The 25,352-nt window shown below is 43.5% G+C and carries 23 protein-coding genes; 9 read left to right on the plus strand and 14 right to left on the minus strand.

Features of this window, described 5'->3' with window-relative positions:
• Positions 1-14 precede the first annotated feature (14 nt).
• The 8 genes from ABVF09_RS03530 to ABVF09_RS03565 form a co-directional block, all read right to left on the minus strand.
• The gene (locus ABVF09_RS03530) at positions 15-1,250 is read right to left on the minus strand and encodes an MFS transporter (protein WP_153462168.1); all 1,236 of its coding nucleotides are present in this window, start codon (positions 1,248-1,250) and stop codon (positions 15-17) included.
• A gap of 30 nt (positions 1,251-1,280) precedes the next feature.
• Positions 1,281-2,093 carry an alpha/beta fold hydrolase gene (locus tag ABVF09_RS03535; RefSeq protein ID WP_371068629.1) on the minus strand — a complete coding sequence of 271 codons (813 nt, stop codon included), beginning with the start codon at positions 2,091-2,093 and terminating at the stop codon, positions 1,281-1,283.
• A 26-nt stretch (positions 2,094-2,119) separates the two neighbouring features.
• Positions 2,120-2,671 (minus strand): GNAT family N-acetyltransferase, encoded by a 552-nt coding sequence (locus tag ABVF09_RS03540; RefSeq protein ID WP_153462172.1) that lies wholly within the window; start codon positions 2,669-2,671, stop codon positions 2,120-2,122.
• 189 nt (positions 2,672-2,860) lie between these two features.
• Positions 2,861-3,100, minus strand: coding sequence for a hypothetical protein (locus tag ABVF09_RS03545; protein WP_371068630.1), 240 nt, complete (start codon positions 3,098-3,100; stop codon positions 2,861-2,863).
• A 2-nt stretch (positions 3,101-3,102) separates the two neighbouring features.
• Positions 3,103-3,282 carry a hypothetical protein gene (locus ABVF09_RS03550; RefSeq protein ID WP_026571637.1) on the minus strand — a complete coding sequence of 60 codons (180 nt, stop codon included), beginning with the start codon at positions 3,280-3,282 and terminating at the stop codon, positions 3,103-3,105.
• 51 nt (positions 3,283-3,333) lie between these two features.
• Positions 3,334-4,080: a hypothetical protein gene (locus ABVF09_RS03555; RefSeq protein WP_371068631.1), complete on the minus strand. Its 747-nt coding sequence runs from the start codon at positions 4,078-4,080 to the stop codon at positions 3,334-3,336.
• Between the two features lie 467 nt (positions 4,081-4,547).
• On the minus strand, positions 4,548-4,946 hold the full coding sequence (locus ABVF09_RS03560; protein ID WP_026571636.1) for a VOC family protein: 399 nt from the start codon (positions 4,944-4,946) through the stop codon (positions 4,548-4,550).
• Positions 4,947-5,656: 710 nt separating this feature from the next.
• On the minus strand, positions 5,657-6,418 hold the full coding sequence (locus ABVF09_RS03565) for a phosphosulfolactate synthase (RefSeq protein WP_026571557.1): 762 nt from the start codon (positions 6,416-6,418) through the stop codon (positions 5,657-5,659).
• 290 nt (positions 6,419-6,708) lie between these two features.
• Here ABVF09_RS03565 and ABVF09_RS03570 point away from each other — a divergent pair, with 290 nt between their 5' ends.
• From ABVF09_RS03570 to cysC, 4 genes are read left to right on the plus strand one after another with little or no spacing between them, the layout of a single operon-like run.
• Positions 6,709-7,422: a phosphoadenylyl-sulfate reductase gene (locus ABVF09_RS03570; RefSeq protein WP_371068632.1), complete on the plus strand. Its 714-nt coding sequence runs from the start codon at positions 6,709-6,711 to the stop codon at positions 7,420-7,422.
• Positions 7,423-7,438: 16 nt separating this feature from the next.
• Positions 7,439-8,536: a sulfate permease gene (locus tag ABVF09_RS03575; RefSeq protein ID WP_153462178.1), complete on the plus strand. Its 1,098-nt coding sequence runs from the start codon at positions 7,439-7,441 to the stop codon at positions 8,534-8,536.
• Entirely contained in the window at positions 8,533-9,690 is a 1,158-nt protein-coding gene (gene sat / locus ABVF09_RS03580; protein WP_371068633.1) for a sulfate adenylyltransferase, read from the plus strand. Before ABVF09_RS03575 ends, sat begins: the two co-directional genes overlap by 4 nt.
• The gene (cysC, locus tag ABVF09_RS03585) at positions 9,687-10,289 is read left to right on the plus strand and encodes an adenylyl-sulfate kinase (RefSeq protein ID WP_371068634.1); all 603 of its coding nucleotides are present in this window, start codon (positions 9,687-9,689) and stop codon (positions 10,287-10,289) included. Before sat ends, cysC begins: the two co-directional genes overlap by 4 nt.
• Before the next feature lie 82 nt (positions 10,290-10,371).
• Here the strand turns inward: cysC and ABVF09_RS03590 are convergent, their stop codons facing one another.
• The 4 genes from ABVF09_RS03590 to ABVF09_RS03605 all read right to left on the minus strand — a co-directional run bounded on the left by ABVF09_RS03590 (position 10,372) and on the right by ABVF09_RS03605 (position 16,894).
• Complete coding sequence (locus ABVF09_RS03590; RefSeq protein WP_371068635.1) at positions 10,372-11,346, minus strand: TIGR03943 family putative permease subunit; 975 nt, start codon at positions 11,344-11,346, stop codon at positions 10,372-10,374.
• Between the two features lie 15 nt (positions 11,347-11,361).
• A complete protein-coding gene (locus ABVF09_RS03595; RefSeq protein WP_026571562.1) occupies positions 11,362-12,357 on the minus strand; it encodes a permease in 996 nt (331 codons plus the stop codon).
• 195 nt (positions 12,358-12,552) lie between these two features.
• Complete coding sequence (locus ABVF09_RS03600) at positions 12,553-14,301, minus strand: PAS domain S-box protein (protein WP_371068636.1); 1,749 nt, start codon at positions 14,299-14,301, stop codon at positions 12,553-12,555.
• A 529-nt stretch (positions 14,302-14,830) separates the two neighbouring features.
• A complete protein-coding gene (locus ABVF09_RS03605) occupies positions 14,831-16,894 on the minus strand; it encodes a methyl-accepting chemotaxis protein (protein WP_371068637.1) in 2,064 nt (687 codons plus the stop codon).
• A gap of 335 nt (positions 16,895-17,229) precedes the next feature.
• Here ABVF09_RS03605 and ABVF09_RS03610 point away from each other — a divergent pair, with 335 nt between their 5' ends.
• The 3 genes from ABVF09_RS03610 to ABVF09_RS03620 are packed head-to-tail and all read left to right on the plus strand — an operon-like array spanning position 17,230 to position 20,979.
• Complete coding sequence (locus ABVF09_RS03610) at positions 17,230-18,756, plus strand: spore germination protein (protein ID WP_371068638.1); 1,527 nt, start codon at positions 17,230-17,232, stop codon at positions 18,754-18,756.
• The gene (locus ABVF09_RS03615) at positions 18,753-19,847 is read left to right on the plus strand and encodes a GerAB/ArcD/ProY family transporter (RefSeq protein ID WP_371068639.1); all 1,095 of its coding nucleotides are present in this window, start codon (positions 18,753-18,755) and stop codon (positions 19,845-19,847) included. Before ABVF09_RS03610 ends, ABVF09_RS03615 begins: the two co-directional genes overlap by 4 nt.
• Positions 19,834-20,979 carry a Ger(x)C family spore germination protein gene (locus ABVF09_RS03620; RefSeq protein ID WP_371068640.1) on the plus strand — a complete coding sequence of 382 codons (1,146 nt, stop codon included), beginning with the start codon at positions 19,834-19,836 and terminating at the stop codon, positions 20,977-20,979. The genes ABVF09_RS03615 and ABVF09_RS03620 overlap by 14 nt, the downstream gene beginning before the upstream one ends.
• Positions 20,980-20,992: 13 nt before the next feature.
• Here the strand turns inward: ABVF09_RS03620 and ABVF09_RS03625 are convergent, their stop codons facing one another.
• Positions 20,993-22,240, minus strand: a complete 1,248-nt coding sequence (locus ABVF09_RS03625; RefSeq protein ID WP_371068641.1) for a sugar efflux transporter — start codon at positions 22,238-22,240, stop codon at positions 20,993-20,995.
• A 258-nt stretch (positions 22,241-22,498) separates the two neighbouring features.
• Between ABVF09_RS03625 and ABVF09_RS03630 the strand changes: the two genes are divergently transcribed.
• Positions 22,499-23,116: an HD domain-containing protein gene (locus ABVF09_RS03630; protein WP_026571567.1), complete on the plus strand. Its 618-nt coding sequence runs from the start codon at positions 22,499-22,501 to the stop codon at positions 23,114-23,116.
• Between the two features lie 229 nt (positions 23,117-23,345).
• Here ABVF09_RS03630 and ABVF09_RS03635 read toward each other — a convergent pair whose 3' ends face one another.
• Entirely contained in the window at positions 23,346-24,032 is a 687-nt protein-coding gene (locus ABVF09_RS03635) for a DUF1295 domain-containing protein (protein ID WP_371068642.1), read from the minus strand.
• A 323-nt stretch (positions 24,033-24,355) separates the two neighbouring features.
• Here ABVF09_RS03635 and qoxA point away from each other — a divergent pair, with 323 nt between their 5' ends.
• Positions 24,356-25,282 carry a cytochrome aa3 quinol oxidase subunit II gene (gene qoxA / locus ABVF09_RS03640; protein WP_026571568.1) on the plus strand — a complete coding sequence of 309 codons (927 nt, stop codon included), beginning with the start codon at positions 24,356-24,358 and terminating at the stop codon, positions 25,280-25,282.
• The last annotated feature ends 70 nt before the right edge of the window (positions 25,283-25,352 follow it).

A 25,352-nucleotide genomic window follows, 5' to 3' on the forward strand; every position in this document is an offset into this window, starting at 1 on the left:
CAGCCTCCTGTTACTTAATGGGCTTGCTCTAGTGTTTCTGATTCTTCCGCAAAATGCCGACTCCTGGAAGGCTGATAAACCAATACCGTAAGTATGACACTCAAAGCTGCAATCAACAAGGAACCCGCAATAATACTATAACGTAACGGTACCAAGTCCCCGGTAAAACCGATCAACAAGATAAACAAGATTTGCAGCAGACTTTGCAAGCTACCGTACACACTGCTGATTCTCCCCATGATGGATAATGGCACATTATTTTGGTAAAACGTCAGGAGACCCGTAGACGAAAAAGCATTAAAGAATCCGAGAATAATAAATCCAGTAGCTACCGACCAGAAGGAGAAGGAAAAAGCATAAATTAAATAACCCGCTGCAACTAGTAAATAGCCGCTGGCAACCAATAGCCGGATTGACAGTTTCTTTGCAAGAATCGTTATAGTGGCTGCCCCGGCAATAGAACCAGCTCCGGTTATACTGATAAGCAATCCGAAATCTGCCTCTGTCAAACCGAGCACCCGCTGAGTAAAAACAACTTCCTGCGCATCCATTCCTAACGCTGCCACCATGAACAACTGGGCAACTAAATAAACCAGCATGACGTACTGATGATTTTTACTAAAATCGATGACTTGATGCCAATCCTCTCTTAGAAGTTTCCAAGAAAACGTTCTTGAAGTATCATCCTCCACATCCAAATTGGGCAGCCAGCTAAGAAGAATGGCGGAAAACAAGAAAGATACAGCATTGATCCAGATAGCGATACTGGCAGATGTCACCATAAGCAGCACACCAGCAATGGCAGGTCCGACTAAAAAAGCGCCGGAGGTGACCAGACTGCGGAATGAATTGAATCGTTTCCGCTGCTGTTTTGGTATCACTCCGGTTATATAAGAAACGGAAGTCGGTTCAAAAAATGCTTTGGCTACAGACAGGAAAAACAAACAGAAGTATATAAGCCATACAGTGGCAATAAACGGAATGACAGCTACCAACAAAGCGCGAAAAACATCCGTAAGAATCATCAACCTCCGTTTGTTCATCCGGTCTATCAAGCTTCCAGACCAGAATTTCGTCAAAATAGAAGCGACGGGGCCCATTATCCAAAGTCCTGCTACGGCTGCCGCCGACCCAGTCAACTGGAGAACGAGTACATTGATAGCAACCAAGTAAACAAAGTCCCCAAATGAAGAAATTCCCACCCCTGCCAGCAAAAGTGTTGCGTTTAATTTTGCCTTCTGTTTTCGCATCCCTCTTCTCCCTCCGTTCCGGCTGCTATCTTATATCTTCTCGAACCTGTCGAGCCATTCATTCATATGTACTTCAAACAATTGCGCTTGTTCGATTTGCAGATAGTGTCCTGCCCGATCCAATACGACAAAAGTACTTCGCGGAAAAATTTCATCCAGCTTGAACGCATCCTTATAACCGACAACTGCGTCCTGCTTGCCCAATAAAAACAGACATGGCTCAGAAAAAGCCATCGTGTCAATCGGAAAAGTAAACCGATAGTTGTCCCGGACTTCGATAAGGAAATCCTCTTCGGCCATCCGCAGTCCCGCCAATACTTCTTCACGAAAACGAACCCATGTTTGACGATCAAGCACCGTGTTTTCTCTTACAAAAGCTTCCCTATCTTCACAATCGAGTGATTGAAGGAACACTTCATCTCGTGAAACGTGCATCTTTTCCGGCAAGGTCCGCTTTTGCTTGTCAGGAAATATGACAGGACAAATGAACACTGCACCTTTTATTTGGTTCTGTCTACATTCCAGCAGTCCGCGGGCCAGGTACCCACCGTAAGACTCCCCGGCTACTAAAAATGGCTTTTCCGTTATAACTTCATCGATGAATTTAAGAATCAGTTTTAAAAAGCCGTCCGCACTCCCAATTCCTGATCTTCCTCTGGTCCTTCCCATCCCAGGGAGATCGACATAAATCCGCTGGTATCCATCCCTCCGTTCAAAAATCGGTTCCATGCAACCGCTCATCAATCTTGAGTCTGGCCCGAATCCATGAAGCATCAACACTGGAATGCCATGCCCCCTTATTTGATAATGAACAGCAGTATTTTCTATGTAACAATATGGCATTGGCCTTCCTCCAAAAAGAAAATGTCCTAACCTATAGCATTTTTATAATAAATAAGATTGTCTGTCCATTGATCAAATTCATAGATAAATCCTTTTCTTGTACATTCGTATTCCATTCCACAGCTGACAGCGAGATTAATCGACGGGTTGTTATCTAAGTTAATATGCGCTTCAATCCGATGGTAACCCAAATCTGTCAATGCCATCTGCAAGGCAGCCTTTACCGCTTCTTTTCCATAACCATTACGCCAAAATTGATTATGAATCGTGTAGCCGATTCTTCCCCATTGAAAAGCACCCCGTTCATAGGTGGAAAAGTCAATCATTCCGAGATGCGTTCCGTCTGCTTTTCGAAAAATGCCGAAAATATAGGCATCATCCACGGCTGCAAGTGCCCGGTGTTTTTCCACTAATGCTGTAAACCAATTTTCTGTGCATTCGGTCATATCGATTTTCCCGCGGTCGTACTTATACCTGGACGGTTGTCTTGCTTTGAATTGTGTCAGCCAGTTATCGTAATCCGGATTTTCCAGCGGCCGGATGATTAGTCGTTTTGTAGTGGTAATTGTGTTTTTCAATCAAGTCTCTCCTTTTGTTAAGTACGAAATAAAATGCAAAATCTTTGCAAGATGCGTGCTGTTTTTACGCATTCGGAAAATACTGCTCTAAGAGCGGCTCCATTCAAACAGCAACAAAGCAAGCTAGTCATGCGTCCTGTCTAATCCCATGCCAAATCGGAAGACTGAAAAGCAACAGATGCAAAGAATCTAATTTAAAAATCCTTCCATCGATATGATTAACAAAAACAAAGACGCTGTTAAGCTCATGTATCCCCAATTAGTCGGATTGTGTCTGGTAAGTTCACTAATTCCATTCAATAAAAGCAAAACTGCTCCCGCAAGCATCGTGACCGGAAATGAGTCAACGCTGCCAGACAGTAGGTTAATGGTGGAAGAGCCGATGACAAATAGGATGAGGACAATCCTTACAGTCTGAAATAATTTCATTTTTAATCTCCCCTGATATTTTTATTTGCTAGTTTGTTTTCAAATAAAGAAAGTACAAAGCGGATCAAAAACCCCGTACCCAAACCGATAAATATCCCGGCTGCCGGATTGTGAAACAATATGCCGAAGCCTAACCCGATAAACAATCCCGCTGGTATAATCAAGATATTATTTGAATTCAATCGATTCCCCCCTTTTGGTGATCATCTGATATTCAGTGCAGATTTCTCTTTTCAAGTAATAGTACGTTTATAAATCTGTTTTTTGCTGGTCCATTCACAATCGTTCCGCTCGAAAACCTTTCTCATCGGAAGATTGTTCACACTTGTACTCCCAACATATACCGCAGCTTGAAAATCATGCTTCAATCTTGCTAAAGCATGCAAGTGCAGCAACCTGCTTTTTCGTTTGTTTCTTTCTTCCGGAACCAGCCCAAAATAAAACAGTCGTCCCTCCGCTTCTGTTCCGGGCTCGATATGGGGAATCACTACCCCGATTGGTTTCTTTTCTTCAAAAACTGTGAGACAGGAATCCTTATATCGATTTCCAAGTTCAGCCTTGACGCTGTCCATCTGTTTTTCCATTGAAAGCGTGGAGGCCGCATTCAAAGAACCAGAGATGACCTTCTCCCACACCTTCAAGAAGTCTTGTTGGTCCAACTCATTCAAAGAGCGTATGTCCCATACTGGATGAACAGCGGGAAATTCTTCAAGCCCTCTTTGATAAAAGACAACTTCGTCATGCAAATAAAAGCGTCCATTCCTTAATTCGCTTTCCAGGTTCTCCGAGACATTGCCTTCAACAAGAATCGTAATGGTCGGGATTTTTCTCAACTCCCGATGATCCTTTAGCAATTGAATGAGACATATCAGCTTTCGCTCCGTGAGCCCTTCCGTTCCTTCTATCGTCAAATAGTCTTTTCCTTGCAGGCATTTAACCTGTTCCAACAACGACTCATCGCCCTGTAGAGGAATGCTCACCTTCCTCCCTCCTTTCCATACCTAGCGATTGTGCCTTTCTCCCTGCCCTTCTTTCAATCGCCGGACAAGAAGCCTTGCCTTCCAGGCAGTGTTCATGATAGAGACAGGAGTCCTGGCGAGTGTGGTTCACATGCGTATAGACAAGTATATGGCCCATTTACGGGTGCCCGCGGAAAGCGTACCTACCACTGACATTCGACCACCTATTCTTGTAGAATATCTTCTTTTTCCATCATACCATTTTTCATTTGAATTGGCAGAATAGTCAATCATAAAATCAGGCCATCGCTATGCAGATTCCCTGCAAACATTATCTTTTCTGACCCGAAGAGTTTTTTGAACCACCATTCCATTTCAAGCCTCATTAGGAGATAAACTTTTTTCTAGCTTGCAACACCCAAAATACGAGCTTCATAACCGAATTCCATGCAAAAGCCCGGCTTGGGTAAGCCGGGTAGTTCTGCGGACTAATAAACCATGGAAGAATCGTGGTAGTATTTGAACTCCAGTAAATTGTTGGCCGGGTCGATTAGAAAGAATGTCATGTGTTCTTCCTGTTTCCCTTTAAATCTGACCATCGGCTCCGTGTAAAACGGTAACTTTTCCTTCATGGCATAATCCAGCGCCTGTTCATACTCTTCTCGATTCAAAAAAGTTATTCCATAATGCCTTGGATACATTTTAGGATTTTCATCAATGCTATTCGGACTTAAATGGCAGACAACCTGATCACCGAAAAAATCGAAAGTGACCCGGTCATCGTATCTTCTGGCCAGTTTACAACCCAGTTTCTCGTAAAATTCAACCGTTTCGTCCAACTCCTTGCACGGAATCGCTAAGTGAAAAACTTTGTTCGTTTCTCTCATTTCCTCCACCTCGTTTTTATAATGTAAACCATTTTCTAAAAGAATGTTTTTTCTCCCCAAAAGCTATAAACTACCACATTGTTTATTGCCCCTTCCTAACTACATTCGTTGAGTGGGAGTTCGGCGCTGCGGAAATACCCTGCGCTTTCCGCGGGCGGCTGATGAGCTTCCTCGAGCTGACGCTCTGCGGGATCTCACCGAGGCCTTTCCTCCCGCTGGAGTCTCCGGGTATTTTCTTCGCTAGGAACAGATTTCTGTTTAGAAACGCGTGTACTCGAAATTTTTTATTCCTAATACTCCACTCCATGCACCGCATCATCAAAGGACATAGCTGGGAAAACAAGGCAGAAAGTTCAAGAGAAGGGGCAAATACAGAATTCCAACTTTCTTTTTATGAAGAGAAGTACATGTTTTCTGACAACCGTTTTTAAGATGGCTTGTTGGGCTCAAAGAAAATTCTCTATACTTACGACAAGCAGCATGCTCCTTAGCGCAGGTAGTATACGCAGACTCCTGCGGGAACAGCACGAGCTGAAGATCCACTTGGTAAAGCGGTTTTCTTTACCAAGTTAACTGAAGCCGTGCCCGCGGAAAGCGAAGTATGCTACCGAAGCGGTAGTTGACACGCTTTTTGCATAGGAAATGGTATTTCCACCTGTAGTTAGTGCGCAGTTTGTATCAAATGGTAATCAACAATCTGCGGAAAGCCCCTAGTATAAATGAAATGTATCCGAACGCAGACCCAGACGCAGTGTTTCTAAACTTATCACGTCGCTTAAAGCAACATTGGCCAAATTGACGTTGGGTCCTATTTGTTTGATGAAAAAGGTTTGCAACGACTTGTTCGGTGCTTCGAATATGAGCCGTTCCATCGGGATTCCGGCAGCGACAATCTCATCAAAAATATCACCACGGATGCTGCCGTCCTCCCCGCAAATACCACCGCTTCCGGATTCCCTTGCTTCGGTGATGACTTTAGCGGCTCCCGCTTCGATGTCTTCGTGTATGTTGGTCAGCCATTCTTTGGAATCTTCCTTTAAAGCCTCTGAAGAATCCTTAGTGCCAACCTCGCTGAAAACGGAAAAATCTCGGGAAAATTCCCGTATATACTCCGCTTTTTGATGATTGGGGATAGCAAGTGTTCCATTGGAAATCTCTACATAATTGCAATTAAAATTCCGACAACGGTCGTAAAAAGCTTCTACTTTTCTCTGACTCAAAAACTTTTCAAATAAGGTTCCACCGAAGAAATAATCAATTTCATTCCTGATTAAATAGTTGATTTTTTCTGGCAATTTTTTCGATAGCAAAGAAGTTCCCCAGCCGAATTTGATAAAATCGATATATTCACCGGCATTATCTACTGTAGCCTTAAGTGATTCGAAGGGTGCTCCATTGTCGATCAACACAGTGATCCCGCTTTCTCTCGGCTTACTCTCCCTCATCGGTAACAACAAGTTTGTTTCTGTCAATTTCCCATTCACCGCCCAATCGTGAATTTCTACACAGTCTCCGGCACACGAACTTCGCTTGCCCGTTATCGTCCGCTGTTGCCTCTGTCTATTTAACTCCTGCAGCCTATCACATGTATATTCGCCCAGATGAATTTCGTTACACCGGCAGAAGGGGACAGCCTCTTTTTAACAATCAGACAGCTATCTGAATACAATTACCTTGAGGCAAACACCCAAATGCCTGAAAAGAGGGGAATCGATCTTTCCTTTTTATTAAAAACAACTCAGGACTAAGCGGAGGGAGCATAATGGAAACAGAGAAATTAACGTTTGAAACTTGGGAGGAAAGAAAAAAACAACAGCTTGATTTACAATTGAAAGACTTTATGGATGTCATCAAGTGGGCATATCGCACGTACGAAGACCGGATTGCATATGCTTGCAGTTTCGGTGCCGAGGGGATGGTCCTGATTGATTTAATTTCGAAAGTGAAGCCGGAAGCAAAAGTGATATTTCTTGATACAGGGTTACATTTTTCAGAAACCTATTCACTAATCGAAAAAGTAAAGCAAAAATATCCGATGCTGGAACTCATCTTGGCGAAGCCTGCCCTAACACTAGAACAGCAAGCGGCCGAGCACGGTGAAAACTTGTGGGAAAAAAATCCTGATCTATGCTGCCACATTAGAAAAATCGAACCCCTGCAACAGCAGCTGCAAGATGTCGATGCATGGATATCCGGACTGCGACGCGAGCAATCCCCTTCCAGAAGTATGGTTGACTATGTAAATAAAGACGAGAAATTCGGTAAGATAAAAATTTGCCCATTGATCCACTGGACATGGGAGGATGTTTGGAATTATATCAAGCTCAACCAATTACCTTACAACGAGCTGCATGACCAGCATTATCCCAGCATCGGCTGTTCGAAGTGCACCGTGCAGGTCCTATCCGACCATGATTCCCGGTCAGGGCGGTGGAAGAATTTTTCCAAAAAAGAGTGTGGGCTTCATCAAGCCTGATTAGGGGCTGTTGCCAATGGTTATGATTATACTTGCATTCTTGATTGCCGGTTTCTTTGCTATGAATATCGGTGCCAGCGGTGCTGCAGCTTCCATGGGAATCGCTTATGGATCAGGCGCCGTCAAAACCCGTAAGTCGGCATTGTTTTTATGTGCAGCCGGGGTTTGTCTTGGAGCCGCGCTTGGAGGTGGAGAAGTCGTCAAGACGCTCGGTTCCGGGATCGTGCCGGAAAACATTATTTCCGCTCCCATTGTACTCGTCATCCTCAGTTCAGCTGGTTTGGCATTATTCATCGCCAATCTGGGCGGAATCCCCTTATCCACCAGCGAGGTAACCGTAGGTGCCATTGTAGGTGTCGGCATAGCCTTTCAGATATTGTATCTCAAAACATTGCTGATCATTGTCCTTTGCTGGCTCTTCATTCCCTGTTTGGCATTTTTGCTCGCCTTTACAGCCAATAAATTGATCCGGAGAATCGAGATTCTTTTTCCCATACTACAAAGTGACCGCTGGAAAAAAACGCTCACTTTTTTGGTCATTTTCACAGGATTCTTGGAAGCATTCTCGGCGGGAATGAACAACGTCGCCAATGCTGTCGGCCCATTGGTTGCATCAGGCATGATATCCACCGGCCCTGGAACGCTGACCGGAGGTTTGTTTGTCGCTGCCGGAGCTTTTTTTCTAGGAGGCAAAGTAATCGAAACGAACGGGAAGAAGATTACCAATCTAAGCCTGCTTCAAGGAAGCGCCATTTCCGGGATTGGCGCTATTCTGGTAATAACCTCCTCGCTTTTCGGCATCCCAGTTCCACATACACAGGTGACCACCTGCAGTATTTTAGGAGCCGGTGCAGCAGAGCAGGGTAACAAGCTATGGAAACGTGCGATTTTCGCCAAACTGGTCAAAACCTGGCTGCTCTCTCCGCTGTTCTCACTGGTCATTTCTTATAATCTAGTGAAAATAATGGTTGATTTTGATTTATCAGGTGTCCTGATGATTGTGGCCTTTGTCGGACTCGTCGGGCTTCTGTCTTTATGGAAACCCGACGAACAGCCTAGCCCGTTATATGAAAAACCTGTAGTTTTAACCAATCAGGAGGTAATGAAAAAATGATAAAGCCCCACGGTGATAAACTCATAGACCGGGTAGATACCTCTTATCACCCGGACGAGAACGATGAACGAATACAATTGGACGATATGGCGCTCAGTGACTTGGAGCTGATAGCGACTGGTGCCTACAGTCCCTTGACCGGCTTTCTGAAAGAACCCGATTACCAGGCAGTAGTCGATGGGATGCGGCTGGACTCCGGTCTTCCCTGGAGTATTCCCATTACCTTGCCGGTCGAAGCCGAGGTGGCCAGCCGCCTCCGGATTCATGATACAGTCAACCTCGTTTACGATGAGACAATATACGGGGTAATGTCTATCGAGGATATCTTCACACCAGACAAAGATGTGGAAGCGGCTAAAGTATTCCAAACAACAGACCAAGGGCATCCTGGCGTAAAAAAACTATATGAGCGTCCGAACGTTTACCTCGGTGGTCCGGTTACGCTGGTTAAGTTCCCGCCAAAAGCAGCTTTCTCCGACGGTTATCACTTGGAGCCAATCCAGACGAGAGAAAAAATCACCGAGTTCGGCTGGAAAAGTGTTGTTGGCTTTCAAACTCGCAATCCGGTACACCGGGCCCACGAATATATTCAAAAAACCGCTTTGGAAAATGTCGATGGTCTGCTGCTCCATCCCTTGGTCGGCGAAACAAAAGCTGGGGATATTCCTAGTGACCTGCGCATGGAATGTTATCAAATTTTACTTGAAAACTATTATCCCGCAGATCGAGTCTTTCTGTCCGTTTTTCCGGCAGCCATGCGCTATGCCGGCCCACGAGAAGCCGTCTTCCATGCGCTTGTCCGTAAGAACTACGGGTGCACCCATTTTATTGTCGGCCGTGATCATGCAGGTGTCGGCGATTACTATGGTACCTATGATGCACAAAAAATATTTGATCAATTTTCTGAAGAGGAAATCGGCATAACGATTTTACGCTTTGAAAATAGCTTCTTCTGTCGGAAATGCGAAGGAATGGGGACCAGCAAGACGTGTCCTCATGGAAAGGAACATCATATTGCATTGTCGGGAACCAAAGTACGAAAAATGCTCCGTGAAGGCAATATGCCTCCAAAGCAATTCAGCAGGCCGGAAGTTGCCAGCAAGTTGATTGAAGGAATGGCGGAAACTGTAAGCGAAATGAGGAGTAACACATGAGACAAAACCATATTATTTGGCATCCTGCCACAGTAACAAAAACAGATCGTCAGAAGCTGAATAATCATAAAAGCTGCGCTTTATGGTTTACCGGTTATTCTGGATCGGGAAAGTCGACGCTGGCCAACGAACTGGATTACCAGCTCCATAAACTAGGGATAAGGAGTTTCGTCCTGGACGGCGATAACATCCGCCATGGTCTGAACAAAGAACTCGGATTCAGTCCGAAAGACAGAGTGGAAAATATCCGTAGAGTCGGCGAGGTAGCAAAATTATTTGTCGACAGCGGCCAGATTGTTATGACTGCCTTCATTTCCCCCTACCGAAAAGACCGGGACCAGGTTAGAAAGATTTTTGAGGAAGGGGAATTCCATGAAATCTTCATTGATTGTCCTTTCGATGTTTGTGAGCGCAGGGATCCGAAAGGACTTTACCAAAAAGCGCGGCAAGGGATCATCCGCGACTTTACAGGCATCGATTCACCCTATGAACCCCCCCTCGATCCAGAGTTGACCATAGATACACAGCACCATTCAGTGAAACAGGCTGCCGAAACGATCATCAAATACCTGAAAGAACAAAACCTCCTCCCAAACTAAACATTCGGGGGGACTGTCCCTCCCCCTCGTTTTACGATGGGAGGGACAGCGATGGGAGGGACAGTCCCCAATCATTCAAGGGTCAGGAATATTTGATATTCAAAGGGTACAGGTATGGTTGTTCCGGTTCTTTTATTTTTTGCCACTTTGTTATTTTCAGGACAGGGAGTTCATGGCCATTGTATGTTTCCAGTTGAATTATCCCCGTTGCTTCCAGCCACGCATCTTCAGCAATCGACTCTGCGTCGTCAAACTCTGCAAGAAAACCGATGATACTGGAATCAGCTACACAATGAGTGATCAGAAATCTTCCAACCACCAATTGATTCGCCGAAAATCCTTCTTCTTTATAAACAAAACCATTCACCGTGATTTCTTTTCCGATATACTGCTCTACATTACTACTGATTTCGTCGTAATAAGCGGCATATACTTGATCAGGCATCTGGATGGATTCTCGAACTTCCAATTCGTCCATCAGTTGCTGGTACGTTTCTTCCGAGACGGAATTAGAATAAAGGTTTGGATCAGGTGTGCCATCCGAACCGGATGTATCAGGTATTGTTCCCTCTTCTTCTATGTTTTCTTCCTTCGGCACTGCTTGTTCCGTTTCAGAAATCGCAACCCCTGCATCATTCTCCCTTTCTGTCTTTTTTTCTTGATTCTCCGCGTTGCTGGTCAATGCAAGCATGGTACCTTTTTTGGCTGCAATAGAAGCATCCAAAGTAGATAACGGAATCAGAATACTTGTTACCAATGGAAGGACAACGATAGAGTAAGATAATAACTTCTTAGCATCGACAGGTGAATAGCCGTGGTCGTGTCGGTGACTTCCGTGATCATGAGGATGATCCTGGTCAGCCCCTTTTGGAGCCAACACCCTTCTTAATTGGACGGTGAACAAAAGGAGAAAAATGATCGCTCCGATTTTGCTTAATGTTTCGTATTTCGGATTTATCAGCTTGACGATGTCTCCACTGTAGTGTAAGTAAACAATCAGCCCTGCAAAACCTAAAAGGATTACCGCTCTTACAGCTTGCTGTACATGAAACCGCATGTGCTTACCTCCCTGCTATAACATATTCTGAAAAATCAATATCGTAGTGAAAACGACAGATGTGATAACTCCAAATAAGATCAGGACAAATCTAACCTTGAAGACACTCAGGAGCATCATCGTATTTTTCAAGTCGATCATCGGCCCATATATCAGAAAACCGAGTATGGCCGCATTCGGGAAAACATTGCTGAAGGATGCAGCAATAAATGCATCTGCCTCGGAGCATAGAGATAATAAGTATGCCAATCCCATCATCACCGCTGTCGAAGATGCTTGTCCATCCCCCAGGTTGACCAAAGTCTCTGACGATATATACGTTTGAACAAAAGCGGCTAACAAGCAGCCGACAATCAAGTACTTTCCTACATCAAAAAATTCATCTACAGCATGCGTCAAAGTATGACTGATTTTCTTCTGCAGCGGCTGATGATCATGAGAATGGGAAACTTCCGCTGCAATCGGGAGCTTTAACTGATTCTTCCTAAAAAAGAGACTGATAACCCACGACACGAGGATTGCGATAAGAAAACCGAGTATCAACCGCTCTGCAGCTATCTTTATGTCATTTCCAAAGGCCATAAAAGTCGATAATATTACCATTGGATTAATAAGGGGACCTGTTAATAGAAACCCAACACCAGCATAAATCGGGACACCCTTCCCTACCAAACGCCGCACAATCGGTACAATCCCGCATTCACAAGCCGGAAAACAAGCCCCTACCACACAACTCATGGCAATTGCCATTCCTTTATTTTTCGGAATCCAGCGTTTGATATGATCTTCCGTGATAAAAACTTGAATCAATCCGGCAATCAGGACACCGATAAGAACAAATGGCAAAGCTTCTATTAAAATACTCAAGAAAATCGTATTCATGTGCTGCAAGGAAGATGGCAGCTGAAACATTTTTCCAAATGAACCTGTTCCAGCAACAAGGTACAGAGTTGCTAGAAATAACACTAATAACAAACCATCAAACAGCAACGATCGCGGTTTTACATTCATGGCTTCCCTCCAAAAATTTAAACTTGGTTTCTACTTCCTTATATATAGCAAACAAGCGATAATAGTAATCATTATGATTTATATATCTGCTTTATTCTCTTATATTTCATTCCTTTTGTCCAGACGAAATTTCATCTCTGTCCGTTTTCTCTTAAAAATTGCGAAAAAAATCCTGCTGACCATTACAGCAGGATTTTAGTCATCTTCTCTTTTAAACAAACGCTTCAGCCAACTTCTTTTATCAGCTTGTTTTGTGTCATCTTGCAATCGATAGGTGGTGTATTTATTCTTTCCCTGATTCTTGGATTGATATAGGGCCAAATCTGCTTCCTTCACAAACTCCTCTTTTGTCTTTTGTTCATTTGCTGTATAGAAGGAGATACCGATGCTCGTTGTCAGATGAAGTGAAACCCCCTGGAAAACAAATGGCTCCTCCATCGAGGCGATGATTTTTTCACTGATTATTTTTGCTTTATCCCTATCCATCAAGGCCGGCAATAATAACTGAAATTCATCTCCTCCCATTCGCGATGCAATCTGTTCTCCATTGATAACGTCGGCAATCCGTCTGGCGAACTCGCGGATGACATCATCGCCGGTATCGTGCCCATGGACATCATTGACACATTTAAAATTGTCACAGTCCAGAATCAGCAATCCGATTACACTACCAGTTCGATCTGCGTCATTCATCGCAGAGTCCAGGTACCTGCTAAACAAGGTACGGTTCGGCAGTCCAGTCAGTTCATCATGTAAAGCCTGTGTTTCCAAATCAATCTCCTTTTGTTTACGTTCGGAAACATCCCTGGAAACAAAAACGATTTTCTCCACCTCTCCCTTGGCATTCCTTATCGGCCCCCCTTTGGAATGGACCCATATGATTCTTCCGTGCTTATCGAGACGACGATATTCCATCTCATCTGAAGTTCCGGTTTCCAAAATCCTTGCAAAAAAGTCACTCACCTTGTGCATATCTTCCTGGTGGACAAAAGAAAGGAATGGCTTCCCTTCGAAAAATTCCGGACTCAATCCCAGAATTCGTTCATGAGAAGGAGAAGCATATACAATCTCTCCTTTTCTATCGGTTACCCGAATCAAATCATTGGAATTCTCCACGATAATCCGGTATCTGTCCTCGCTCTCCTGCAGTTGTTCCTGCAATTCCTCCACATTGGAAATATTTTTATAAACCGCAATCCCGCCGCTCATTTTTCCGTCTTCAAGAATAGGTGTATAAGAAGCAATAACCCGGATGGTCCCACCGTTTCTGGTTTGTCGTTCAGCAAAATCGTTTTCGATGATTTCTCCTTTTTTCAGCCTGGTGAGAATCTCGGAAAATTTATCTCTCTCTTTTTTCTCATCGGGAAGAATGCTGATAGACGGATTATTGGCCAGTTCTTCCTTCGACCAACCAAACAGCTTGCTGAAACCCGGATTCACATGTTGGTAATTGCCTTCTTCATCGAAGGTGAAGACTGGATCCGCTACATTTTGAAAAATCAATTCGAATTGTTCTTTTATTCGATTCAATTCCTTCTCCCGGTTTTTGCGATTGGTGATTTCCCTGGTAACAGAAATAATATATTCACAGTTGCCCTGCTCATTCAATACTGGCGTCACTTTCGATTCCACCCAACCTAACCGGGTTTTTGAACGGTCGTCAGAAGAGGGGAATTCGATGGTTTCCTCATAAACGACTACTTTCCCCGTATTCGATGCCTCTTCATACATCTTCGTAATAACCTGTGCTGAATAGGCCGGCATTAATTCTTCAATTTTCTTTCCGGCAAAATCAGTCGGAAAATTAAGATTGTCAATGGCAGATTGATTGGCCATCACATAGGAGAACCCGCCATTTCTGTCACAGGAAATCATGAATACCATATCTGAAATGCTATTAAAAATCAGATTGAAATATTTTAGGTCTTTAAATTTAGCAAGCATATCTATCGTTCTCCTTATCGTCGAGTCGGTCCCTTTGGGGGGATTCCCTTTTCTGCCACCATCAACGCCTCTAAATAAAACAGCCGGTCACCTGGCCGAATAAAACCAAGTAACCGGTGCCATATCAACTGTTCTTTCCGTACATTATACCATTCTTTCTGGCATTACCCAGCTATTTTTCAACATTTATCGACAACAAGATTTACCAATCCTCCCCTTACCCGAAGATCAGAAATCAGCTGGTAGAAAACGTAAAAACAAGCTTCATCTTTCTACGGTAAACACAAAACACATTCTTGCGATATTTTGCGGTGGTTTCCCTAGGTCTCTCTCGTGTCTTCACCAAGTTTTAGTACCTCTGGAGTAATGAACACAGTATCATCTGTCCCTTTACAGCTTAAATGCAGGGAAATTTGCATTTTCCAGTTTTTTCTCCGGTCGTTTAAAAGAGAAAACCGGACGAATTCATTCCAATTCGTCCGGTTTCGTTTTGGGCAACGCTATCCTCTTTTTCCAGGTTTCTTCAGGTTTAATTGTTCTGTTTTGTATCCTCATCGACTTTGAAGGTCCGGATTGTATCGAATAATTGGTCACTGGATTGGGTCAATTCCTCAGCCGACTTTGCAAGAGACTGCAAAGCATTTGTTTGTTCATCGATTGTGACATTTATTTCTTCATTGCCTGCGGCTGTTTCCTGCACATTGGCAGCAATCGATTCCACAGATGAAACGACATGTTGCTTGCTTTGGTTCATTTCCTCTATATGACTAGCATTTTCCACAATACTGTCCATGATAGCCCGGAATGAGGAGCCTATTTCTTTAAAAATCGCCACTGTCTCATTCACCGTTTCGCTTTGCTCTTTTGTTATTTGTTTAGCATCAGCCATTTTATCAATTGCACCATCCGCACTGCCTTGCACCTGCTCGATTATTTGCTGAATTTCCCCGGTGGACCGGGCAGTCTGTTCGGCCAATTTCCGGACCTCTTCCGCAACAACAGCAAATCCTTTGCCATGCTCACCAGCCCTCGCTGCTTCAATGCTTGCATTCAAGGCAAGGAGGTTGGTTTGTTCAGAAATATCATTGATTGTGTAAACGAAGGAGCTGATATCTTTGACTTGTCCAGCTAACTCCGACACCACTTTTTCCACCTCTTCTATTGTTTCTGAAGAAGAATCTGCCCGGCCGCTCAACGTTTGCATCTGCTCTATCCCTTTCTTGTTGACAGTTTCAGCTTGTCGAGACCGTTCACTCATCTGTGCACTGTTTTCGGTTACTTTTTCTATTTCTCCGGACAACAAGTCTAGTTGTTTCCGCATTTCTTCAATATCATCTGCTGACTTGTTTGCTCCGTCGGCAATGCCGTGCATCGTATGTTGGATTTCTTCATTGGATGCCGTTGTTTCCTCGGACACCGCACTGAAGTTTTCGGCTGTTTTTCGGATAATTGCAGCAGACTCCGTCGTACGCTGTATTAGCCCCCGCATATTTTCCAACATTTTATTGAAATGACCGTATAGCAGTCCGACTTCATCTGAGGAATCATGTTCCACTTGCACGGTTAAATCTCCACCGGCAACTTGATCCGTTTTCTGCTGAAGGTCTGTAATCGGCTTGGTCAACCGATATCCAAACAGAAATATGATAGTCAAAAGAATTAAAATCACCGAAATTCCAAGGAGCAACTGCCGAATAAGCAGCTTGTCCAAAGAAGCATACAATTCACTTTCCGGAACCATCAATCCCAACTTCCACCCCGTTCTCGGAATCGTGTCAAAGTAGACTTGGTAAGATTCGCCTTCTATGTCCATCGGGAAATGACCAGTCTGGTTACTCGCTATTTCTTCTCTATATGGTTGAAATGCCGGGATGTCTTCCATTGTTGCCTGCATCACCTGGTCTTCATCACGATGGGCTATAAACCTACCGGAATTATCCAGGCCAAAAGCCCAGCCTGTATCGTAAATCTCAATGTCGGAAATGATTTGCTGAATTTGGCTCAAATCGATATCAGCTGTAACCACTCCGGCAAAATCACCGTTCCCATCTTGGAATGGCAAACTGGTCGTGACCATCGTTATTCCTGTTGTTTCATCATAATAAGGGTCTCCCCACACTGCTTCCTCGGCTCCCTTTGCCTGCTGATACCAATCCCAACTTGGAAAATCATATTCTGCCGTTTCATATTCTTCCGTGTAGGCAACATCGTCTCCATCTTTATAGACGTACGGCCCGAAGTATTCTATGTCGCTGTCATATCCATATTTTTCATACCATACGCCTGCCCCAAGGGTGTCCTTGTTCGTCAAAATGTTGTTACCCAGTATCTCCTGGTAATCCTCCCGGGAAAATGTTTTACCAGCAGTTTGTACGACAGAGCCAAGTGACTCCGCCACCTGTTGATGGCTGGCAAACTGTTTTTCTATTTTATTGATGGCATTATCCTGCAATATAGAGATTCTTGACTTGATTTCCGCATCGATCTGGTTTTTAGAGAACATATAAGAAAAAACCATGAATAACCCCAATCCTATCACTACAAGGGGTAAAAATACTGCAAACATTTTTCCTCTCAAACTTTTAAACTTCATTAATAAATGCCTCCTTATGTAATCGCTAAGCTGATTTACCTATATCGTTATCGATGCCTCCTAGATTTTTCTTGTTGTCTCTACTAAGTTTATAAGTGGGATTAAAATGGATGAGGTGATTTATAACCAGACAAAAAACACGAATAAATTCCTATGAATGGAGATAGGTAAAAATGCCCATACCCTTCAAATATTATCAGTTGTTGCCAGAAAAAGATACCTTTCCCTGTGATTTTCATGCCTGTGAATTTTCAGAAGAACAGCCATGCATGAATCTGATGGTTAACGTACACAATAGAGGACACAAACCTGTATAAAGGGAAGGCAGTATATTTATGTGGAGAAAAAGAAAGAGAATGAAGGCAGCAGAGCAACGCTTCGTCAGCCGTTTTACAACAGAGGACCTTTCCATTTCCCGTAAAGCCCATACAAACTTGGATCTTCTAACGTCCAACTATCTAGAAAACACGGATGACTATATTTCCTTTCTTTTAAACGAAAAGGTGGGCATTGCTTACATAGAAACCATTGTAGATGATAGAAAAGTCAGCAGAATCCTCGATACCCTTCGAAACAACGCCGATCAGGGCGTGGCTGGTCTATCATTTGATTATAAAACAGAGACGAATCTCAAAAACATTGTTCAGGAATTGACAAGCGGCAGGCTCGCAATCTTTGTCGATCAAAGCAGCGAAGCCTTTATCATCGATATACAAAAAAGAAAGGAACGTGCTCTGGAAGAACCTACAGCAGAAGCATCCATCAAAGGACCAAGACTCGGATTCAACGAGAGCTTGAAAACAAACATATCCCTGATCCGGAGCAGGATTTTCCATCATCAGTTAAAGGTAGAAAAAAGACAGTTGGGGAATATATCAAAAACTGAAACGGCCCTCCTATACTTGGAAGGAGTGGCAAACAACCAGATAGTAAAAGAGGTCAGAAAACGCCTTTCCCGTATAGAAGTAGATGCAGTCCATTCCAGTCACCAAGTGCAGGCTTTTATAAAAGATCATTCTTATTCGATTGTTCCTTTGATAGGCTCTACAGAACGTCCGGACAAAATCGCTGCAAATATCATGGAAGGAAAAGTGGCCATCCTTGTAGACGGGACCCCCTTCGTTTTATATGGACCGATCAATATATTCTCCTTATTACAGGCACCCGATGATTATTATGATTCCATGTACCTGGCCACACTTTTACGGATCATTCGAATAGCCGCCTTGTTTGTCTCTTTATTGCTGCCTGCGACATATATCGCCTTGACTACCTTTCATCATGAAATGATTCCTACAGATCTAGCGTTAAGTATAGCTGCGGGGCGGGAGACCATTCCGTTCCCTGCGTTGATTGAAACGTTGTTTATCGAAATAACTTTTGAATTTTTAAGAGAAGCCGGTCTTCGGCTTCCCAAAGCAATTGGAAACACCATCAGTATAGTCGGCGCCCTTGTAATCGGTGATGCCGCTGTAAGGGCAGGCTTTGTCAGTCCACTGGTTATCATTATCGTATCTGTAACAGCAATTTCTTCCTTTATCATTCCTAATTACAGTTTGGGTGCTTCTTTTCGGGTGCTCCGCTTTTTGTTCATTTTTTTAGCGGCCACTTTCGGCTTTTTCGGTATCGTATGGGGACTTTTGACGCTGTATTTATATCTGGTGAGCCTGCGATCCTTCGGCTATCCCTACATGGCCCCGCATGCTCCGTTCATTCCAGCAGAGTTACGCGACACCGTTTTCCGGTTCCCCTTGTTCAAGCAAAATGACCTTCCTGCCTTCATTGCAGACAGGCCTGCGTTGAAAAAATTTCCCGGCAAAAAAAATCCGGGACAAAAAACGGAAGAGGAAGATCGAACTTGAAAATCACCTATGGACAAATGACTGCATTGATTATGCTGACTTTATCTGTACAAATATATGTCTTCGCTCCATCCTTCATGGCCGATCATATGGGACAGCATTTGTGGATCTCCCTGATCATTTCCATTACGATTTCCATGCTGGTCGGATGGGGGATGTTAAACCTATCCCTTCAATTTCCTGACAAAAGCTTCACGGAGGTTTTAAAAAAAGTGACTGGTAAATATCCCGGCACTTTGCTGAGCTTTCTGTACAGTTGTTACTATTTCATCCTGTTCCTGATCCATACGCAAATCATCGTGACCATGTTCCGGACGTTATTTTTACCAAGAACACCCTCTTTGGCTACATTGCTGCTTGTTCTGATACTTGCGCTGTATTGTTCTTTTTTGGGAATCGAAGTATTGGCCAGGGCAAGTTCCATGTTGCTGATTCTTTTGACGAGCATCCTGCTTTTTTTAATCGTGGCGGTCATCCCCGAAGTTAATTTAAATCACTTTCAGCCCTTGCTTCCATACTCTATGGAAGGCTTCTGGTCCGGGACACTCATCCCATTCGCCCATTACGGACAGGTGGTCGTGATCTCTTCCCTCCTTCCGTTCGCCAACAAAAATGAAATAACGAAGCAACCAAGGATAATGGCGGGGATTTTCTTCAGCCTTTTGATCACTGCTTTGATAGTCATCCAAAATATCGGGGTTTTCGATCCCTATGAATTAAGAAGACTGCGTTATCCCACCGTGGAATTAAATACCTTGATCCAGGTCGGAGAATTTCTGGAACGGACGGAAATTTTTCTGGTGACCCTTTGGGCAGGAGCTGTGATGCTAGTCGTTGGAACATTTTTCACCATTTCCTGGACCTTGTTGAAAAATACGTTTCACATTAAAAAAAGCAAGCGGATCCGGGTAGCAATGATGGTCATTGCCTGCACGGTCATTTTGTTGTTTATCCCGAACAGTAATGCGTTGGTTTCTTTCATTTTTGATCAATGGGTCTATTTATCCCTTTTGTTTCACCTCGGTATTCCCTTGACGCTCAGACTTTGCTATACCTTCCGCAGAAAGGCGAGGGGCCATGCAGCACGTTAGAAAACCAGCAGTGATCATGCTTTGTCTGTTGTTGCTTACTGCATGTTGGGACAGGAAAGAAATTTCCGATGTCAATTTCATCATGGGAATGGGAATAGATTTGATCGAGGATGATACATATCGCGTCACGTTTCAATGGGCTTACCCTCCTCAGTTTTCCACAGAGGGGGCGGCAAGCAGCCAGGAAGAAAACACCGTCTTTTCTATAGAAGCAGATACCATCCCATTGGCTATGGCAAAGTTGACTGAAATCTCTCCCCGGGTACCGATTTTTTCTCACATGGAATTGATTGCATTGGGAGAAGAGCTTTTATCAAAAAACGCTGAGGATGTGATCAATGTCATCGATCGGGAATTCGAAATTCGACGGACTGTTAACCTGGTGATGGTTAAGGGGACAGCGGAGTCGATGCTCCGTGCTGAAACCCCATTTGAAAAAGTAGAAGCAACGGGAATAAAAGAAATTATTCAGTTAAGCAACCGCTCTTCTACATTCGAGAAAGTGAATTTAAATGTTTTTTTCAATCATGAAACAGATCCACACTCCTTATCCTATATACCGATTGCCGAATTGGTTTCCGACACTGCTTTGCATACGACAGACAGTAGTGAAAGCAGTTGGATCAAAGTAGAAAGGATTGCATTTCTTGAAAATTATCGTCTAAAACGGGAGCTTTCGGCACGGGAAGCCCGTGCATGGTTATTTGTTCGCGGGGAAGTCAGAGACGGGACAATTACACAAATCAACACCGGGAACGGAAAATTAGTCGGCCGCAGTATTGCCCAAAGCACCAGCAAAAAGCTTGATAAACAAAAAGATCAACCATCATTGACAATCTCGGTCGAGGAAAAAGTATCGATTATCGACAAACCTCTTGCGATGTCCATTGTAAAAATGGAAGAAGTCCTTGCAAATTCCGTTAAAGAGCAAATTGAAGAAACCATTGCAAAAATGCAAGAGGAAAACCTCGACATATTTTTCATAAGGTCATTCATCCGTCATAAAGACCGGAAACTTTGGAGCGAGATAAAGGACGAATGGGAAGAGGTTTATCCACGGTTGGATTTCAAAGTCCAAGTGAATATAGACATCCAGCATGAAAATGCACTGAGGAACCAGATTCCAGAATGAATAACGATATCCGCTACCTTCCCCCGTCACTTAAAACGGGAGAATGACTGTTTTTTCCCTTCCCGGCAACAAGCAGAATGAGAAATCCACCTCCAGTAAAAAGAATACAAATGACAAACACATTTTCATAGCTCAACAGGGAGGAAAAATAACCGAACAATAAAAAACCGATAGTCTGGCCGATTTTTTGTGCATTCATATATAAGGTAGTAGCTGTACCGGGCTCTTTTGGCAGGAAGTTTTGAAAATAGGTCACGGCCAAACCTGCTGTTATGGCCACGTTGGCAGCGCTCAGTATTTGCAGCGGGTATATTTGCCATGGAGCAGTAACCTTCCATAACAATAAAAAGTAAACAAAGGAAAACAAAAAGCCAAGTCTGATGAGCCATCCTAAATCCAGCTTTGTCGCCAAAATTCCGAAGGCGATCATCAAAGGTACTTCAAAGACAGGCGGGACACTGAAAATCACCCCGACGTGTGCTTCTGTGCCTCCGAGAACCTTTGTGACGAACTGGGGAATATTCTGCATGTTGATCGTCGTAGCTGCATGCAGCAAAAACATGGCCACTATGTTGGCAAGGATATAAGGACGAAAAATGAACTTCCCCAACACCACTTGTTTTCCGGCCATATCCTGCCTTTTCGGCTCGTCTTTAATAAATGCCACTACTGCGATGATACATATAAAAAAGCCTAGAGCCACCAGTAAGAATAGCCCTTCAAAATCCACCAGGACCAGTATCCATCCTGCAAAAGCCGGTCCTACTGTCCAGGCAAGCGCCGTAAACATGCGAAATATGTTCATCACAAAAGGAATCTCCCTTTTGGGAACTTCAGACGATTCCAGTATCTCCCTAGCATGTGCCCACAATTGCGGCATTGTTGCAGAAGCCATGCCCAGCAGAAAAAACGCTACAATCGATAATAAATAATAATCACGGATGTAAGCAAAACCGATATAACCAACTATCGCAGCGAACGACGTAATGACCAAAAGCATCTTCCTGCTTATGTTCCGATCCGACAATTTACCGATGTAAGTACTGATGACCACCCCGCCTACAGCCATCACCATCATAAACACACCGTATGCCATGTTGCTCATCCCCACTACATCCAGACCGAATATAGAGGAAAAAGGGACAAACAAAGACATCGAAAGCCCTACCATAAAATTCAACAGCAATAAGATAGGGAAAGATGGAATATTCCACACCATTGCTGTTCGACGCTTTACCGATCGTAAAAAATTCCCTGTCACAAGTATCCTTCCTTCTATTAATCTGCCATTTCCAATCTATCTTCTGCACTATTATCCCACCATCGACTGTACGAAACAACCATTTAGCGGCCGCTACTATGTTACATCAGTACTTTAACGAAAGTGTCCCTGGATCCGTGTTTGAGTGCCAATATATTTTCCCCCATCCTCTCTTAATGGAAAAAAAAGAAAAAAATCATGGAACGGACAGATGACAAATGAGATAGTAGGTTAAGAACATATAGGAGGAGATCAACCTTGGAGGAAACATTGAAGCGAATATTGGAAGTGCTAAAATTAGCTGAAAAATTAAAGTATGAGCTGCGGCACAGCTGGCTATCCAATGGACGGCAAGAAAGTGTCGCAGAACACACATGGCGGGTGGCGCTGATGGCTGTTTTCCTGGAACCTTATCTGGACCAAAAAACAGACATGGCAAAGCTGCTGAAAATGATTACCATTCATGATCTGGTGGAGGCCGAGGCTACGGATATCCCGGCATTTGACACGATGGACAACGAGCTGGCGCGTAAAGAAAAACAAGAAAGGGAACAACAGGCCATTGCAAATATCCGCAAGTCACTAGGAGGTGATTTGGGGAAAGACATCCAGCAACTGTGGCTGGAGTTTGAGAATCGGTCCACTTATGAAGCGAAAGTGGCCAATGCTCTTGATAAACTGGAAGCACAGCTGCAGCATAATGAGGCAGATATTGCTACCTGGCTGGAAGTGGAATATAAAATGAGTTTCTTGCTGGACCAGCACACCGACTTCGACCAGACACTGACCACGTTTCGGCATTTAGTCGAACAAGAAGCAGAAACAAAAATGACAAAAGCCGGTGTTTCCGTAACCAGCCATAAACCCGTTCTGTAGGAATTTTCACTTTGCCCTGTTTTGTTATATGGAAAGCGGGGCTTTCTTATTCCTTTATTCTTTCGAAAAGCGTTTATTCCTATGATGGTAGATAGGATGAACGAAAGTCTGTCAGTTGAACGTCCCTACCAATCTTATAAACTGTTGCCGTACTCTTTCTTTATTAAAACATCCGTGTACTTTGCCCTCCCCTTGTGAAAAGAAAAATACAACGTTCGGTGACGTAAATTCAGTAAATAAAGGAGATGAATTTAGTGGTAGTTTTCTTATAATGAGCAAACTGCTCACCGTATTTCCATGCTAAGTGACGGTCTAACAGGGGGATATTATAAAAGACAAACAGAAAAAATAATAACAAGGGAATAACCAAGGCAAAAACAGAACGTGTAAGAAGGGCCAGAGCTGTCACCCAAACAAGATCACCGAAATAATTGATATGCATGGAAAATCGGAATAATCCTCTGGTGAATAATTTGCCTTGATTTAACGGATTTTTTTTCCACCAATGGCGCTGCAACTCTGAAAAACTATTCAGAAAAGATCCAAACAGAAAAAGCAGAACGAACAGGAAGTCCCACCAGGTAAGCGATTTTTCCGTGTTTAAGGCGAACAGGGTAAAACCAAGATAATAGAATGAAAAAGCAATTGGAATTGTAAATGCTTCTTTCCATGGCATTTCTCTTTTTAATAGATAAAAAATAGTGAGTAACATGCGGATATAGACAATGAAGTAAAGAAACAATAGCATACTATTCCTTCCTGTATCACCTTTTAAAAAGCCTGTCCCAGCTAAATCGTGTACAAATCTGCCGCCATTTCCCAGAAGCAGCCAAGCTGCAGTTAACAAAATTGCCGTTTCCAATAAGACTAGCGTTACTTTTTGCGGAATACTACTTGCATGATTTTGATACAACACTTCGCTTACCTCCTTTTTCTTCATTTTACCAAAAAGGCAAGATAAAATGAGGGACAACTTCTGTTTGCCTAACATTTCAGCAGCTTTATTGCTCTTTTGGAAAATAAATAAAAAACATATTGAAACAATTTTCGTAAACTTCTTCCTATTTATAATCATGAACATTCAGTGACAAAAATCACAATAAATTCATGAATCTTTTGTGACAAGCTTCACATATAATTGTATTTTTCCATACACCGTACTATGATAATTACTTGAAAAGACCATGTACCGCTTCAGCTTCTTGATAAGCTACTAAATAAACAGAAAGGGGTACCTTCATGAAAATAAAAGGCACTTTACTATTACTTATGTTTGCAGTCATGGCTGTATTGACCGGCTGTGAACCATTGATGGTTTTAAACCCTAAAGGGCCGCAAGCCCAGACGCAGGCAGATGTCATCCTATTATCGATTGGTATTATGTCCTTTATCGTTATAGCTGTTTTTGCCATTTTAATTTATATGTTGGTGAAATACCGCGCTTCGAAGCAAAGCGACGATTATGAGCCTCCCCATATCGAGGGGAATCACATTGTCGAAGGAATTATTGTCGGGATACCGATTCTTATCGTTATCGTTCTTTCGATCGTTTCTGTCCGAAGCAACTATCTTGTCGAGGCGACACCGGAAGGTTATGAAGACCAGGATCCATTGGTGGTTTATGCTCAGTCTTCCAACTGGAAGTGGCATTTCAGTTATCCGGAAGAAGGGATAGAAACAGTCAATTACCTTTACATTCCGACAGACAGAGCGTTAGAGTTCAAACTCTACTCAGACGGACCGATCACCAGCTTTTGGGTACCGCAGCTCGGCGGACAAAAGTACGCGATGTCCGATATGGTTACCACCCTTCACCTTGCGGCTGATGCTCCTGGTGAATATATGGGGAGAAACGCCAACTTCAGCGGGGAAGGTTTCGCTGAAAACACCTTTAGCGTCAACGCTGTGACACCGGATGAATTCGACGAATGGGTCGACGAGGTCCAAGAAACGGCAAAGCCGCTTACGGAAGACAAGTACAACGAGCTGCTGGAGCCAGGACATCTTGGACAGCTGACATTTTCCAGCACCCACTTGGAATTTTCTCCTGCTCCCGAGGGCGAGCATGGCGGTCATCATCATGGCGGCAGCTCAGATGACTCGGAAGAGGAAAACATGGAGATGGACCATGAAAACATGGATGAAACCCATGATCATTCCGAGTAAGACTAATAGACTGACAGAACATAAGTTGCGTTAGACAATCCGAGTTATTTCCTGAAAGGAGTCACAAAAG

The sequence above is a fragment of the Sediminibacillus sp. JSM 1682029 genome (genome assembly GCF_041366435.1).
Taxonomy (GTDB): Bacteria; Bacillota; Bacilli; order Bacillales; family Amphibacillaceae; genus Sediminibacillus; species Sediminibacillus terrae.